General features: G+C 62.1%; 12 protein-coding genes. 2 read left to right on the top strand and 10 right to left on the bottom strand.

The features are described from left to right. Positions 1-10: 10 nt before the first annotated feature. The 8 genes from mraY to coq7 form a co-directional block, all read right to left on the bottom strand. Complete coding sequence (mraY, locus tag P0D96_RS36480; protein WP_106285161.1) at positions 11-1,180, bottom strand: phospho-N-acetylmuramoyl-pentapeptide-transferase; 1,170 nt, start codon at positions 1,178-1,180, stop codon at positions 11-13. A 17-nt stretch (positions 1,181-1,197) separates the two neighbouring features. Beyond that, the gene (locus tag P0D96_RS36475; RefSeq protein ID WP_408290428.1) at positions 1,198-2,610 is read right to left on the bottom strand and encodes a UDP-N-acetylmuramoyl-tripeptide--D-alanyl-D-alanine ligase; all 1,413 of its coding nucleotides are present in this window, start codon (positions 2,608-2,610) and stop codon (positions 1,198-1,200) included. Continuing rightward, a complete protein-coding gene (locus P0D96_RS36470) occupies positions 2,607-4,154 on the bottom strand; it encodes a UDP-N-acetylmuramoyl-L-alanyl-D-glutamate--2,6-diaminopimelate ligase (RefSeq protein ID WP_408180846.1) in 1,548 nt (515 codons plus the stop codon). Before P0D96_RS36470 ends, P0D96_RS36475 begins: the two co-directional genes overlap by 4 nt. After that, positions 4,151-6,016 (bottom strand): peptidoglycan D,D-transpeptidase FtsI family protein, encoded by a 1,866-nt coding sequence (locus P0D96_RS36465; protein ID WP_408180845.1) that lies wholly within the window; start codon positions 6,014-6,016, stop codon positions 4,151-4,153. The genes P0D96_RS36470 and P0D96_RS36465 overlap by 4 nt, the downstream gene beginning before the upstream one ends. Continuing rightward, a complete protein-coding gene (ftsL, locus tag P0D96_RS36460; RefSeq protein ID WP_132372912.1) occupies positions 6,013-6,363 on the bottom strand; it encodes a cell division protein FtsL in 351 nt (116 codons plus the stop codon). The genes P0D96_RS36465 and ftsL overlap by 4 nt, the downstream gene beginning before the upstream one ends. Next, positions 6,360-7,313, bottom strand: a complete 954-nt coding sequence (gene rsmH, locus P0D96_RS36455; protein WP_408318522.1) for a 16S rRNA (cytosine(1402)-N(4))-methyltransferase RsmH — start codon at positions 7,311-7,313, stop codon at positions 6,360-6,362. The genes ftsL and rsmH overlap by 4 nt, the downstream gene beginning before the upstream one ends. 15 nt (positions 7,314-7,328) lie before the next feature. Further along, positions 7,329-7,757, bottom strand: coding sequence for a division/cell wall cluster transcriptional repressor MraZ (gene mraZ, locus P0D96_RS36450; RefSeq protein ID WP_012434430.1), 429 nt, complete (start codon positions 7,755-7,757; stop codon positions 7,329-7,331). A gap of 409 nt (positions 7,758-8,166) precedes the next feature. Continuing rightward, complete coding sequence (gene coq7 / locus P0D96_RS36445; RefSeq protein ID WP_132372908.1) at positions 8,167-8,805, bottom strand: 2-polyprenyl-3-methyl-6-methoxy-1,4-benzoquinone monooxygenase; 639 nt, start codon at positions 8,803-8,805, stop codon at positions 8,167-8,169. A gap of 303 nt (positions 8,806-9,108) precedes the next feature. Here coq7 and P0D96_RS36440 point away from each other — a divergent pair, with 303 nt between their 5' ends. After that, positions 9,109-10,278: a porin gene (locus P0D96_RS36440; RefSeq protein WP_132372906.1), complete on the top strand. Its 1,170-nt coding sequence runs from the start codon at positions 9,109-9,111 to the stop codon at positions 10,276-10,278. A 182-nt stretch (positions 10,279-10,460) separates the two neighbouring features. On the opposite strand, the gene P0D96_RS36435 is transcribed toward P0D96_RS36440, so the two are convergent. Together P0D96_RS36435 and P0D96_RS36430 are read right to left on the bottom strand one after the other, a co-directional pair. Next, positions 10,461-12,134: a long-chain fatty acid--CoA ligase gene (locus P0D96_RS36435; protein ID WP_408318520.1), complete on the bottom strand. Its 1,674-nt coding sequence runs from the start codon at positions 12,132-12,134 to the stop codon at positions 10,461-10,463. A 146-nt stretch (positions 12,135-12,280) separates the two neighbouring features. After that, the gene (locus tag P0D96_RS36430; RefSeq protein ID WP_408318519.1) at positions 12,281-14,359 is read right to left on the bottom strand and encodes a molybdopterin-containing oxidoreductase family protein; all 2,079 of its coding nucleotides are present in this window, start codon (positions 14,357-14,359) and stop codon (positions 12,281-12,283) included. Positions 14,360-14,546: 187 nt separating this feature from the next. Between P0D96_RS36430 and P0D96_RS36425 the strand changes: the two genes are divergently transcribed. Further along, positions 14,547-15,743, top strand: coding sequence for a M20 aminoacylase family protein (locus P0D96_RS36425; RefSeq protein WP_408180879.1), 1,197 nt, complete (start codon positions 14,547-14,549; stop codon positions 15,741-15,743). Positions 15,744-15,922: the final 179 nt, after the last annotated feature.

The following is a 15,922-nucleotide window of genomic DNA, read 5'->3' as shown; positions in this document are numbered from 1 at the left end:
TAATACCTGCTTAACGCAACTTGAGCGTGGACAAACCAAAGAGACACAACATCAACGTGATGATCCAGAAGCGCACGACCACCTGCGTTTCCTTCCACCCCGACAATTCGAAATGGTGATGCAGCGGCGCCATCTTGAAGAGACGCCGCCCTTCGCCGAAACGGCGCTTGGTGAATTTGAACCACGTCACTTGCAACATCACGGAGAGCGTCTCCGCGACGAAAATGCCGCCCATGATGAAGAGCACGATTTCCTGGCGCACGATCACCGCCACCGTGCCGAGCGCGCCGCCGAGCGCGAGCGCGCCGACGTCGCCCATGAACATCTGCGCCGGGTGCGTGTTGAACCAGAGGAACGCGAGCCCTGCCCCGCCCATCGCCGAACAGAAGATCAGCAATTCGCCCGCGCCTGCGATATGCGGAAACAACAAATACTTCGAGTAGACCGAGCTGCCCATCACATACGCGAACACACCCAGCGACGCGCCGACCAGCACGACCGGCATGATCACGAGACCGTCGAGGCCGTCGGTGAGGTTGACCGCGTTGCTCGCGCCGACGATCACCAGATACGTCAGCACGATGAAGCCCCACACGCCGAGCGGATAGCTGATCGATTTGACGAACGGCAGCATCAGGTCGGCGCGCGCCGGCAGGCCCATCGAGAGGCCGCTGCGCACCCACGCCATGAACAGGTCGAACACGCGCACATTGCTCGCTTCGGACACGCTGAACGCGAGATACACGGCTGCGAACAGACCGATCACCGACTGCCAGAAATACTTTTCGCGCGACGACATGCCGCGCGGATCCTTGTAGACCACCTTGCGGTAATCGTCGACCCAGCCGATCACACCGAAACCGAACGTGACGAGCATCACGATCCAGATGAAGCGATTGGTCAGATCGGCCCACAACAGCGTGGCCACGGCAATGCCGAGCAGAATCAGCACGCCGCCCATGGTCGGCGTGCCGGATTTGACGAGGTGAGTCTGCGGGCCGTCTTTACGAACTGCCTGACCGACCTTCATGGAGGTCAGCTTGCGAATCACCGCCGGGCCACAGACGAGCCCGATCAGCAGCGCGGTGATGGTCGCCATCACCGCACGGAAAGTCAGATAACTGAACACGCGCAAGAAGCTTGCGTCATTCTGCAGCCATTGCGCCAGCGCCAGTAGCATGCTTCGGTCCTTCTATTTCAATGTGCGGCGGGCTTACTGCCCGCAGCGTTGGGTTGTGGACTCGTTACGGCGTCCACCACGCGCTCCATCTGCATGAAGCGCGAGCCTTTCACGAGAAGCGTTGCGGCAGGACCGAAACCGGCCTGCTGCAATTGCGCGACCAGCGTGCCGATATCGGCGACGTGATGCGCGTTGGCGCCGTACGCGGTGCAGGCGTCGCGCGAAGCGTCGCCCATGGCGTACAGCGCGTCGATACCGCGTTCCTTGGCGTAAGCGCCGATTTCGCGGTGAAACGCCGGACCGTTGTCGCCGACTTCGCCCATGTCGCCCATCACCAGCACGCGCGGCGCGGCGCGTGAGGCGAGCACGTCGATCGCGGCGCGCATCGAATCGGGGTTGGCGTTGTAGGTGTCGTCGATCACAGTGGCGCCGGCGAGCGTGCCGAGCACGGCCTGCTTCACCTGCAAGCGGCCTTTCACGGCGCCGAACGATTCGAGACCGCGCTTGATCGCGTCGAGCGAAACGCCTGCGGCCAAAGCGGCCGATGTTGCGGCCAGCGCGTTGTGCGCATTGTGGTCGCCGAGCACTTTCAGCGTGACTTCGACTTGCCCTTCAGGCGCGTCGATGCTCAAGACGTTGCCGTCGAACGTGCCTTTTACCGCGGCTTCGGTCGTGCGCTCGGCGGAGTTCAGCGCGAAGTCCATGATGCGGCTGCCGGTGGCGGCTACGCGCCAGATGCTCGCGTAGGCGTCGTCGGCGGGGAATACGGCGACGCCTTCCGGCGACAGCGCGTGAATCACGCTGGCGTGTTCGAGCGCGACGGCTTCGACCGTCGCCATGAATTCCTGATGCTCGCGCTGCGCGTTGTTCACCACCGCGACCGTCGGCTCGGCGATTTTCGCGAGCTCCGAGGTTTCGCCCGGATGGTTCATGCCGAGTTCGACTACCGCCAATTGGTGCGCGGCGTGCAAACGGAACAACGTGAGCGGCAAGCCGATGTCGTTGTTGAAGTTGCCCGCGGTGGCCAGACGCGCGTCGGCGCCGACCGCGGCGGCGAAGATCGACGCGATCATTTCCTTGACCGTGGTCTTGCCGTTGCTGCCCGTCACGGCGACGAGCGGCATGCTGAACTTGCGACGCCAACCGCGTGCGAGCGCGCCCAGACCCACGCGCGTGTCGGTGACTTTCAGCGCGGGAACATTCCAGTCTTGCGGCGTGCGCGAGACCAGCACGGCGCTCACGTTGCGCGCGGCGACGTCCGGCAGAAAGTCGTGCGCGTCGAACCGGTCGCCCTTGATCGCGACGAACAGATCGCCCGGTCCGGCGCTGCGGCTGTCGGTGGAAACGCGATCGAACGTGACGTCGTCGTCACCCAGCACGGTTGCGCCCGTGATCAAAGCGGCGGCTTCACGCAGCGAGAACATGCTCATTCGCCACCTCCGCGTGCTTGCGTCGCGCGCGCGGCCAGCGCGAGGCGAGCGTGATCCTGATCGGAGAAAGCGCGTTTCTTGCCCATGATTTCCTGTGTTGCTTCGTGCCCCTTGCCGGCCAGCACGATGACGTCTTCGCGCGCGGCGCTGCGGATCGCTTGCAGGATCGCGCTCGCGCGGTCCTCGATACGGCGCGCTTTCGACGCGTCTTTCATGCCCGCCGCGATCTGCTCGATGATCGATTGCGGATCTTCGCTGCGCGGGTTGTCGCTGGTCACCACGACGCCGTCGGCGATCTTCTCGGCGATCGCGCCCATCAGCGGACGCTTGGTCGCGTCGCGGTCGCCGCCGCAGCCGAACATGCAGATCAGTTCGCCGCCGCGCGCGGTTGCCATCGGGCGCAGCGCTTCGAGTGTCTTTTCCAGTGCGTCCGGCGTGTGCGCGTAATCGATCACGACGAGCGGCTCGTCGTTCTGCAAGCGGCCGCCCAGACGCTGCATGCGGCCGTTCACCGACTCAAGCTTCGCCAGTTCGGCCAGTGCGGCGTCGAACGGCACGTCGGCGGCGAGCAATGCGCCCAGCACGCCGAGCAGATTGCTCACGTTGAAGGCGCCGAGCGTTTGCACTTCGACGTCGCCATCGCCCCAGTCGGAAGTGCTCAAATGGAAAGCGGTGCCCGTTGCCGTTGCGCGCACATTCGAGGCGAGCAGCAACGCGTCGGCTTGCGGCGCGTCTTGCAGCGTGTCGTCTAGCCCATAAGCGATCGTGCGTGCATGGCCTTGCGTGCTGGCGAGCAAACGACGGCCCGCCGCATCGTCGCGGTTGATCACGGCCGCGCGTAGTTCCGGCCAGGCGAAGAGACGCGCCTTGGCGGCTTCGTAGGCTTCGAACGTGTGGTGATAGTCGAGATGGTCCTGCGTGAGATTCGTGAACACGGCGATGTCGAACGCCGTGCCGTTCACGCGCCCCTGATGCAGCGCGTGCGACGACACTTCCATCGCCACCGCCTGCGCGCCCGCGTCGCGCAAGTGCGCGAGACTGCGTTGCAGTTGCGGTGCGTCGGGCGTGGTGAAGCCGGTGTGCACGAGGTGGCCCGGCAAACCGGTGCCGAGCGTGCCGATGATCGCGCAGCGCGTGCCGAGCGCCGTCAGCGCCGCCGAGATCCACTGGCTGCACGAGGTCTTGCCGTTCGTGCCGGTGATGCCGACCGTCAGCATGCCGTCGCTCGGATCGTTGTACCAGCCGCTCGCGATCGAACCCGCGAGCTCGTTCAACGCCGGCACGGCCAGCGTGTTCGACGGATCGATCGCGCCGCTGAAGCCTTCAGGCTGAACCAGCACGGCGGCGGCGCCGCGTTCGATCGCGCCGTCAATGAACGGGCGGTTGTCAGCGCCGTCCACCGCATAGGCGAAAAACGCGTCGCCGGCCGCGAGCGAGCGCGTGTCGGCGTGCAGATGCGCGCCTGGTTGCACGCGCGCGTGCAACCAGGCGAGGGCGTCGGCGATCTGCCGCTGCGCGGGATGCTTCTGCCGCAACATGCTCATCGCACGACTCCCGGGTGGCTTTTCGCGTTCGCGGAAATCGTCATCTTCTTCGCGCCGGCGCTGGTGGAAAGCTTCTTGACCGTGGCAGGCGTAGCCGGCGCGGTCGGCGCGGCCGGGGCCGAATCGTCGGACACCACCATTTGCTTGACCGGCATGTCCGGCGGCACATTCAACGAGCGCAACGTATCGCCGACGATGCTCGAAAACACCGGGCCCGACACCTGACCGCCGAAGTGGCTGCCCGCCGTCGGTTCATCGACTGAGACGGCCACGACGATGCGCGGGTTCGGCATCGGCGCCATGCCGACGAACGAAGCGCGATATTTGGAGTGGTCGTAGCCGTGTGCGCCGTGCTTGTATGCCGTACCGCTCTTGCCGCCGACGCGATAGCCGGGCACTGCCGCATCCGGCGACGTGCCGCCCGGCGCCGTGACGGTTTCGAGCATGGCGCGCACCTGGCGAGCGGTGGTCGGCGCGAAGATCTGCGGACCGGTGGCCGGCTGATCGCCAGGCGTGCGGAAAATCGACACCGGCATGATCTCGCCGTCATGCGCGATCGCGGTGTAAGCGCGGCCCAACTGGAACAGCGACACCGACAGGCCATAGCCATACGACATGGTCGCCTGTTCGATGCGGCGCCAGCTCTTCCACGGACGCAGACGGCCCGCCGCCGCGCCCGGGAAACCGACCTTCGGCGCCTGGCCGAGACCGATGCTGGTGTACATGTTCCACATCTCTTCGGGCTTGAGCTGCATGGCGATCTTCGTCGCGCCGATGTTGCTCGACTTCTGGATCACGCCGCCCACCGTCAGCACGCCGAACGCGCTGTCGTCGGTAATCGGCGCACCGTCAAGCACGAAACGGCCGCCGCCTGTATCAACCAGTGTAGTCGGCGTGACGCGGTGCAGATCGAGCGCGAGCGAGACCGTGAACGGCTTCATGATCGAGCCGGGCTCGAACGTGTCGGTCAGGATGCGGTTGCGCAACTGGTCGCCGGTCAGGTGTGAACGGTCGTTCGGGTTGTACGTCGGGTAATTGACGAGCGCCAGCACTTCACCGGTGCGCACGTCGATTACCATCGCCGCGCCGGCCTTCGCCTTGAATTTCTCGACTGCCGCCTTCAGGTTCGTATAGGCGATGTACTGAATCTTGCTGTCGATCGAGAGATCCACGTCCTGGCCGTTGTGTGGCACGACCTGCTCGTCCACGTCCTCGATGATGTGGCCCATGCGGTCCTTGATCACGCGGCGGCTGCCCGACATGCCGGCGAGCAGCTTCTGGTCGCCGAGTTCGACGCCTTCCTGGCCTTCGTCTTCCACATTGGTGAAGCCGATCAGGTGAGCCGTGATCTCGCCTTCCGGATAGAAGCGCTTGTACTCGTCGCGCGCGTAAATGCCGGGGATGTCCAGCGCGGTGACTTTCGCGGCAACGTCCACCGGCACCTGGCGCTTCACGTAGACGAAGTTCTTGTCTTCCGAGAGCTTGGCGCGCAGTTCCTTGTTGGTCATGCCGAGCAGCTTGCCGAGCGACGTCAGCTTGTCCGCGCCGAGGTCGTCCGGCACCGATTCGGGAATCGCCCAGATCGCGCGCACCGGCAGACTCGTGGCGAGCACGAGACCATTGCGGTCGAGAATCTTGCCGCGCGTGGCCGGCAGTTCGAGCCGGCGCTGATAGCGGATTTCACCCTGCTTCTGATAGAACGCGTTGCCCGGGCCCTGGATCCAGAACGCGCGCGCGGTGAGCGCGACGAACGCCATGAACAGCAGGAACACGACGAGTTTCGAACGCCACATCGGCAGGCGCACCGACAGGATCGGATTGGCCGAGAAAGCTACGCTCTTGCGAGCCGACGATTTTTTCATCGCACGCCTCCGCGACGGGTCGCCGCCGGCGCCGATGCCGGGCCGGAAGTCGGAATCGGTGCGTCTTCGGCCTTCACCGCGCCCGGATCGAGCGTGAGGTACTGGGTGCGGCCGGTGGTGACCGATTGCATCTTCAGGGAATCAGTGGCGATATTCTCGATGCGCGACGTTTTCGACAGCGCACTCTGCTGATATTGAAGTTGCGAATAATCCTGCTGCAGCTGACGCTCCTGCGATTGAGCGCGCTGCAACTGGATGAAGATCTGACGCTGCTGATTGGTAGCGTTGACGACAGACAAGGCGCAGCCCATCACGATGATCAGCAGGAAGATATTGAGGCGGTTCATGGTGCGATCCGCTCCGCCACACGCATCACGGCAGAACGGGCGCGCGGGTTCGCGGCGACTTCAGCGTCGCTCGCGAACACGCGGCCGATGATTTTGAGCGGAGGGCTCGGCAGATCGACGGCGCGAATCGGCAGACGGCGATCCACCGCAGGCGTACTCGCGTGCGCCTGCATGAATCGCTTGACGATCCGGTCCTCGAGCGAATGAAAGCTGATGACCACCAGCCGCCCCCCTTGCTCCAACAGCGACAACGCTGCTTCTAAAACGACTTGCAGCTCCGCAAGCTCTTGATTGATGTGAATCCGTATAGCTTGAAAGGTGCGGGTTGCCGGATCCTTGCCCTTCTCACGGGTTTTGACGACGTTAGCCACGATTTTGGCAAGCTCGCCCGTGCTGACGAGAGGCCCAAGACGGTCGGACTCTGCCCGGCGAGCAACAAGCGCCTTTGCAATCTGAAAAGCAAACCGTTCTTCCCCATAATCTCGTATCACCTCCGTCAATTCCTGCACCGTGGCCCGCGCCAGCCAGTCAGCCGCGGATTCGCCGCGCGTCGGGTCCATCCGCATGTCGAGCGGGCCGTCGGCGCGGAAGCTGAAGCCCCGCTCCGGATCGTCGACTTGCGGCGACGACACGCCCAGATCCAGCAAAACACCCGACACCCGTCCTACGCCGCGCTCCGCAATCGCGGTGCGCAGTGAAGCAAAACTCTCGTGCACGATGCCAAAGCGCGGATCGGCAATCTGCTGCGCCGTGGCGATGGCGAGCGGATCTTTGTCGAAAGCGATCAGACGCCCGCCTTCACCCAGCTTCTCCAGCACCAGGCGGCTATGACCGCCGCGCCCGAACGTGCCGTCCACATACACGCCGTCCGCGCGTGTGACCAGCGCTTGAACCGCTTCTTCCAACAGCACCGTGCGATGCTGCAATTCGTTTCCCATCGCAGGTGCCATATATGTAAACCGCGATCAGAACGTGAAATCTTTTAACGCGTCGGGCATGCCCTCGGCCATTGCCGCCTGTTCCTTCGCGGCGTATGTTTGTGCATCCCACAACTCGAAGTGACGACCCATGCCGAGCAAGGTCACTTCTTTTTCCAGCCCACCAGCCGTGCGCAATTCCGGCGACACGAGCACGCGCCCTGCACCGTCCATTTCAACGTCCATTGCGTTGCCGAGAAAAATGCGCTTCCACCAGGTCGCGTTCATAGGCAGCTTGTCGACCTTGTCGCGAAAGATCTCCCACTCGGGGCGCGGAAAGAGCAACAGGCAGCCGTCCGGGTGCTTGGTGATCGTCACCCGGCCCTCTGCCTGTGTCTGCAGCGCATCCCGATATCGAGAGGGAATAGACATCCGCCCTTTCGCATCGAGCGTCAGCGCCGACGCCCCTTGGAACACTTCGCTCTCCCCTGCGGCGCTTTTGCGCCGGCTACCCGATCCGTGAAAATCTACCCGAAACCGTTTGTGAGATCACACAAAAATACACTTTCTCACACTGTCTCCCACTTTAGAGGAACGCTAAACAGGGGTCAAGGGAGATGCGTGCTTTTCCGGCGAATTTTGTTTGTTAGAACAAGGACTTAGCGCGACTCCTTCACGTCAGGCATAAAACGGAAAACCGTTATAAATGAATGAGCTAGTGCAACTTGTGAAGGTGTTACGTGAAAAGTGCGGGGGAAAGGCGCGGAATGAAAGAGATCGTTAAGCGGGATCGGCAGGTATGGGATGGCGTTTCCGGGTACTTCGGGCGGACGGCGCGCGAGGCGCCGTCCCACTTTCGAGAGGTGCGTGAACGGCGGGCTTTAACTTATATGTAATAGGCGGTGCGCGTCATGACTTTCGACACGGCGCGCATCAATGCGCGCGCGGGAAACGGCAGTTCGAGGCCGCCGGCCTCCATCGCCGCCTTGCCATGCTCTGCTTCGTCCACGCGCATCTGTTCGACGATCGCACGCGACTCGTGGTCGGCGGCCGGCAACTCGTCCAGATGACTGTCGAGATGCTGCTCCACCTGGCGCTCGGTTTCGGCCATAAAGCCGAGGCTGACGCGGTCGCCCATACGCCCTGCCGCGAGGCCGATTGCGAGCGCGCCGGTGTACCAGAGCGGATTCAACAGACTGGGACGCGAGTCGAGCGCTTCGAGACGTTTGGAAGTCCACGCGAGATGATCTTCTTCCTCGATCGCGGCGCGATTGAACACAGCCCGCAAGGAAGGCGATTTGGTTGCGAGTTTCTGAGCCTGATAGAGCGCCTGGGCGCAGACCTCGCCGACGTGGTTCACGCGCATCAATCCAGCCGCGTGCGCACGCTCCGCCGGTGAGAGTTCGGGCGCCGGTTCCGTCACCGTAGATTCTTGCGGAACCGGCAACGGACGACTCATCCGCGACACGCCGGTCATTGAGCGTAAACCCCGATCAAACTCGCTAATCAACTCGTCCAGAAACATTCAGCACTCCCTCATTCGACAGCCGCCTCACCGATCCGCCAAGGCCGCTCAACAAGGCTTTGCGGCGCAAATCCGGCTTCACGGAAACCTTCAAACCGCATGACTCGAGCGGCCAATCTCCGATTCTAGACCATGTTGCGTAAACGAAACAGGAGCGTTCCCGCCCCGCTCCTTTTTCTTTGTGCCATGTATGCCTTTTGTTACATTACGTGCAACTTCTCGCGAAGTTGGACAAGCAAGGCCTCAACGCTAGATAAATATTCCGCCTTGTACAAAAGATTCGTAATCCTTGGAGATCATTCGATGAAAAAGTCGCTTCTCGCTCTCGCAGCACTGGGCGCATTCGCAGGCGTCGCACATGCTCAGAGCAGCGTGACCCTGTACGGTATCATTGACGAAGGCTTCAACATCAACACCAACTCGGGTGGCAAGCACCTGTACAACCTGTCCAGCGGCGTTCTGCAAGGTTCGCGTTTCGGCCTGCGCGGCACGGAAGATCTGGGCGGCGGTCTGAAGGCAATCTTCGTGTTGGAAAACGGCTTTGACGTGAACAACGGCAAGCTGGGTCAAGGCGGCCTGATGTTCGGTCGTCAAGCTTACGTCGGCCTGTCGAGCCAGTTCGGTACGGTCACGCTGGGTCGTCAGTACGACTCCGTCGTCGACTACGTCGGTCCGCTGGAAGCAGGCGACCAGTGGGGCGGCTACATCGCTGCTCACCCGGGCGACATCGACAACTTCAACAACGCGTACCGCACCAACAACACGGTCAAGTACACGAGCGCAAACTACGGCGGCCTGACGTTCGGCGGCACGTACAGCTTCGGCGGCATCGCCGGCAACGTCACGTCGAACCAGATCTGGTCGTTGGGCGCTGGCTACAACAACGGTCCCCTCGTCTTGGGCGTTGGTTACTTGAACGCACGCAGCCCGGCAGCTTCGGGTGGCCTGTTCAACAACGGCGGCACGGCTGCAGCACCGGCTGCTGCTGTGACGTCGCCGGTCTACGCTGGCTTCTCGTCGGCTAACACGTACCAGGTGATCGGTGCAGGCGGCGCATACACGTTCGGCGCAGCAACGGTTGGCCTGACGTACTCGAACATCCGCTTCGGCAACCTCGGCGCTTCGTTCGCATCGCCGTTCAAGGGCCAGTCGGCTACGTTCAACAACGCGGAAGTCAACTTCAAGTATCAGTTGACCCCGGCGTTGCTGGTCGGCGCAGCGTATGACTACACGCGCGGCGCAGAAATCAACGGCAATTCGCGCGCTCAGTACCACCAAGGCGCGATTGGCGTGGACTACTTCCTGTCCAAGCGTACCGACGTGTACGTGACGGGTGTGTACCAACACGCTCTGGGCGACACGGTCACCGCTGGTGGCGCTGTGGTCGACGCAACGGCAGGCATCAACGGCCTGACCGGTTCGTCGAACCAGAACCAGTTCACGGCTCGCGTCGGCATCCGCCACAAGTTCTAATAAGTCGTAAAAAAGCAGTTTGCCTCAAAGGCGCCTTCGGGCGCCTTTTTTTATGGCGCGCGCTGTCGGCGGGTTTTCGCGGTGGCCGAAAAGAAAAGGCCCGGCAGACTTTCGTCTGCTGGGCCTTTTTCGCTTACTCGCTACTTCGTGACGGCTTCGTGCGTGATCAGCGTGTGATCCGCCTATGCCCGCCCGTCGCGCAACTCGCGGCGCAGAATCTTGCCGACGTTGCTCTTCGGCAGTTCAGTGCGGAATTCGACGATTTTCGGCCGCTTGTACCCGGTCAGCTGCTGCTTGCAGTACGCGAAGATGTCGGCATCGGTGAGCGCCTGGTCCTTCTTCACGACGAACAGCTTTACGGCTTCGCCCGAATGCTGGTCCGGCACGCCCACCGCCGCGACTTCGAACACGCCCGGCAGCTTGGCGACCACGTCTTCGATTTCATTCGGATAGACGTTGAAACCGGACACCAGAATCATGTCCTTCTTACGGTCGACGATCTTGACGAAACCGCCGTCGTTCATGAAGCCGACATCGCCTGATTTGAAGAAGCCGTCCGGCGTCATCACTTTCGCGGTTTCGTCGGGACGGTTCCAGTAGCCCGCCATCACCTGCGGGCCGCGGATGCAAATTTCGCCCGGCTGGCCGAGCGGCACTTCGTTGCCTTCGTCGTCACGAATCGAGATTTCTGTCGACGGCAACGGCAAGCCGATCGTCCCGCTGTATTCGGTGACGGTGACCGGATTACAGGTCACGCACGGCGACGTTTCCGACAGCCCGTATCCTTCGATGATCGGCGTATGCGTCTGCTCGTACCAGCGCTTGGCGACGGCTTCCTGCACCGCCATGCCACCGCCGTTCGCGGCGATCAGCTTCGAAAAATCGAGCTTGTGGAAATCCGGGCTATTCAACAACGCGTTGTACAGCGTGTTGACGGCGGGAATCGTCGTGATCGGATAGCCTTCCAGCGCTTTGATCATGCCGGGAATGTCACGCGGATTCGGAATGAGCACGCCGAGGCCGCCGGTACGGATTGTCAGCAGTCCGCACACGGTCAGCGCGAACACGTGATACAGCGGCAACGCGACGACGGTGACGAACTGATCGAGATCCGTGCGATTTGCGCGAACCGGATCGAGCCAAATCTCCGACTGCAGCACATTGGCGATCAGGTTCCGATGCAGCAGCGTCGCGCCCTTGGCCACGCCCGTCGTTCCACCGGTGTACTGCAAAAAAGCGACGTCTTCAGGTCCTTGCTGGACCGGCTTGAAATTCTGGCGCGCGCCTTCCGCGATCGCGGTGTTGAATTTGACGTGCCCCGGCAGACTCCAGGCCGGCACCATCTTCTTCACCTTGCGTACGACGAAATTCACCAGCGTGCCCTTGATCCCCATCAGGTCGCCCATTGCGGCCACGACGACATGCTTGATCGAGGTGTTGCGTACGATCGCCTGCAGCGTGACCGCAAAGTTCTCGAGCAGAATGATCGCTTCCGCGCCGCTGTCCTTGAGCTGATGCTCGAGCTCGCGTGGGGTGTAAAGCGGGTTCACGTTCACTACCACATAGCCCGCGCGCAAAATGGCTGCAATCGCCACCGGATACTGCAGCACGTTCGGCATCATGATCGCGATGCGCGCGCCGCGGACAAGGCCCTTGGACTGAAACCACGCAGCGAGCTTGCGCGAAAGCGCGTCGAGCTCGCCGTAGCTGATCTCCTTGCCCATGCAGACGAATGCCGGTTTGGCGCGATGGTCGCGGAAGGCTTCTTCGAGCAGTTGTCCCACCGACGAATAGCGGCTTGGGTCGATCTCTGCGGGAACGCCGGGCGGATAAGATTTCAGCCAGATTTTGTCCATGCAGCGTCTCCTCCTTTATTTTCGAATGGTCGTGCTAAAAACGCATCGTAGCATGGGCACCCCGTTGCTATTCGCGAAAAGCGGCTTGGTTAGACTGCAGCCTCGAACCCGTGAAAAACGAGCGTTGCGGGATGCTTGAGCGGGTTTCAGACGCGCTCGACTTCGACCAGGCAGTCGTAGAAAGTTGCCGATCCGCCCAGGTCGGTGAGCGCCTGGCTGGTGAGCTGATTGGCGTTGCGGCCGTCGGGCGCGAGCTTCTTCCACCAGATCGACAGGCCGACGACGAGCCCTTCGCGTGCTTTATCGGTGACGCGTACGCGTGCCTGCATCGAACCGCGATCGTTGAAGATGCGCACCTGATCGCCGTCGACGATGTCGCGTACTTGTGCGTCGGCCGGATGCATGTCGAGATGCGGCTCCCCTTCCGTCGAACGCAGACTTTCGATGTTCACGAAGGTGCTGTTCAGGAAGTTGCGGGCCGGCGGCGAGATCATGGCAAGCGGGTAGCGGGCGGCGAGTTCCGGTGCGCCGTCGGCGGATTCGTAAGGCGGCAGATAGTCCGGGAGCGGGTCGAGTTCCTGCTGCGCGAGGCGCTCGCTGTAGAACTCGCATTTGCCGGACGGCGTTCGGAAACCGCCTTCGGCGAAAGGCGCGTCGGGCAGATTCAGCTGGGCCCAGCCACTTTGCTTCAACGTCTGCCAGTCCACACCTTCGAGCGTCTTGTCTTCCCAGCGGAACGCGGCCTGCGCGACGGTCTCGTCGCTCTCGAACAGCGCCGGTTCGTCGAGTCCCATATGGCGCGCAAATCCGCGAAAAATCTCTGTGTTCGGGAGTGCGTCGCCGACGGGTGCGATTGCCGGCAGGTTGACCATCAGGTGCGTATGACCGTACGACTTGTGGACGTCGAGGTGTTCCAGTTGGGTCGTCGCAGGCAGGAGCAGATCGGCGTAGTCGGCGGTGTCGGTCTGGAAATGCTCTAGCACGATGGTGAACAGATCTTCACGCGCGAAACCCGCGGCGACTCGCTCGGAATCCGGCGCGACAGCCACGGGATTCGAGTTATAAACGACGATCGCTTCGACTTTAGGGCCGAACGTGGCGTCGCCCTGGTGCAGCAACGCGTCGCCGATCGCATTCATATTGATGACACGGCTTACTTTCGACGGCCACCCGGGCATCAGGTCCGGACGCTGCAACGCATGCGAGTCGACCGGGGCCCAACTGCCCGAAGACAGCAGCACGCCACCCGCTCTCTCGCGCCATGCACCCGTCAACGACGGCAGGCAAGCGATGGCACGCACGGCATTGCCGCCGCCACGCACCCGTTGCAGGCCGTAGTTCATGCGGATCGCAGCCTTTTTCGTGCCACCGTAAAGTCGCGCAAGATCGACGATAACGTGCTCATCAACGCCGCAAATTTCGGCGACACGCGACGGCGGATAGCTGAGCGCGCGGGCCTTCAGCTTTTCAAAACCTAGTGTGTGGGCCTCGATGTATGCGTGATCGAGCAGATTTTCCGTGATCAACACATTCATCATGCCGAGCGCCAAGGCACCGTCGGTGCCGGGTTTCAGGGCAATATGCTGATGGCATTTTTCGGCGGTCAGCGAGCGGTACGGATCGATCGCGATCAGCCGTGCGCCGCGGCGTTTGGCGTGTTGGGCACGCGTCCAGAAATGCAGGTTCGACGCGATGGGATTGGAGCCCCAGATGAGGATGACTTCGCTCTCGTCGAAAAACTCGGTGAGCATGCCAATGTTCGCGCCATAGGTGTACTTCAACCCGGCGGCGCCCGCGGCCGCGCAGATCGTACGGTCCAGTTGCGATGCGCCGAGCTTGTGAAAAAATCGCTGCGCAATGCTGTCGCCCTGAATCAAACCCATCGTGCCGGCATAGCTGTAGGGGACGATCGCTTCCGGCGCGCGGCGCGCAATCTCCGAAAGCCGGCGGGCAGCGAACTGGAACGCCTCGTCCCAGCTGATCGGCTCAAAACGGCCCTCGCCTTTACGGCCGACGCGCTTCATCGGAGTCGTCAATCTTTGTGGATGATGCACACGCTCCGCATAGCGGCTGACCTTCGTGCACAGCGCGCCTTGCGTCGGGGGATGCTCGGGATCAGCGACGACCTTGATCGCGCGCCCGGCCTCGACCGTCACATGCATCGCGCAGGTGTCGGGGCAGTCATGCGGGCATACGGCGCGGGCGAGTTCAGTCGGAGCATTCATCGGCGATCCGTTCAATGGGGCGGTGAGCGGTGGAGCAATGCGGGATTCTATTACGGCAATTGCTGCTTGGCCTGCGTGGTGCCGCCAAAAAGGCCTTCGGCGTAGAATCGGTTATTACCGTGCCCGGGCCAATGGGGCCCCGAGCGATTCCACGCAAGCCAAAGCACAGACGCGTCACCACTACATCATGAAACTGATCCCCGAAATTCAAGCCGCTCACGGCGAAATTCAGACCCTTCGACGAACCATCCACGCCCACCCAGAACTGCGTTACGAAGAAACGGCGACGGCCGATCTGGTGGCACGAACCCTCGAGTCCTGGGGTATCGAAACTCATCGAGGGTTGGGCAAAACCGGCGTCGTCGGCGTATTGAAACGCGGCAATGGTTCACGCTCGATTGGCCTGCGGGCCGACATGGATGCGCTGCCGATACAGGAGATGAACAGCTTCGACCATCGGTCGAAAAACGACGGCAAGATGCACGCGTGCGGCCATGACGGACATACGGCGATGCTTCTCGGTGCCGCGCGGCACCTGGTCAAACACGGCGAATTTGATGGCACGATCGTGTTCATTTTCCAGCCCGCCGAAGAAGGGGGCGCTGGTGCGCAGGCCATGATCGACGACGGCTTGTTCGTGAAATTTCCGGTCGATGCAGTATTCGGCATCCATAACTGGCCGGGCATGCCGGCGGGGCAGTTCGGCGTGACTGAAGGGCCAATCATGGCGTCGAGCAACGAATTTCACATTGAAATCAAGGGCGTAGGTTCGCACGCTGCGCTACCGCACAACGGCCGCGATCCCGTCTTCACTGCAGTGCAGATTGCGAACGGACTGCAGAGCATCATCACGCGGAACAAGAAGCCGCTCGACACAGCAGTGTTGTCGATCACCCAGATTCACGCCGGCGACGCAGTCAATGTCGTTCCGAACAACGCGTGGATCGCCGGCACGGTGCGGACGTTTACAACCGATACGCTTGATCTGATCGAAGCGCGCATGCGCAAAATCGCGGAGAGCACGGCCGAAGCCTACGATTGCTCGGTCGATATTCAATTCCACCGAAACTACCCGCCGACGATCAACAGCAGCGAAGAGGCGCGCTTTGCGGCGACAGTGATGAAGGAAATCGTCGGTCCGGAAAATGTCGACGATGCGGTTGAACCGACGATGGGTGCAGAGGACTTCTCTTTCATGTTGCTTGCCAAACCGGGCTGCTACGCGTTTTTGGGTAATGGCGACGGCGGGCACCGTGATTCAGGCCATGGCGCAGGTCCGTGCATGCTGCATAACGCGAGCTATGACTTCAACGACGAGTTGCTGCCGATCGGCTCGACGTACTGGGTACGGCTGGCTCAGCGGTTTCTCGCGCAAGACAAATAGAGTTCGTCCGAGGAGGCTGGCGGCGGTGATTGGTTCATCGCCCCTGTTGTTTCGTCGCGTTAGGGATGAGTGACGTTTCTTGGCGCTTGCACGCTCGCTCGAGCGCGAACGCGGACGCGCTGCGGATGGGGGATTGAGGGCGGTTTTCCCGTTCGTTCTTCGGGCGTTTTTCCGTCGCC

Source organism: Paraburkholderia sp. RL17-347-BIC-D, from assembly GCF_046027915.1.
GTDB lineage: Bacteria > Pseudomonadota > Gammaproteobacteria > Burkholderiales > Burkholderiaceae > Paraburkholderia.
Note: the sequence above shows the minus strand (reverse complement) of the source record. Positions and strands in the feature narration are given on the sequence as shown.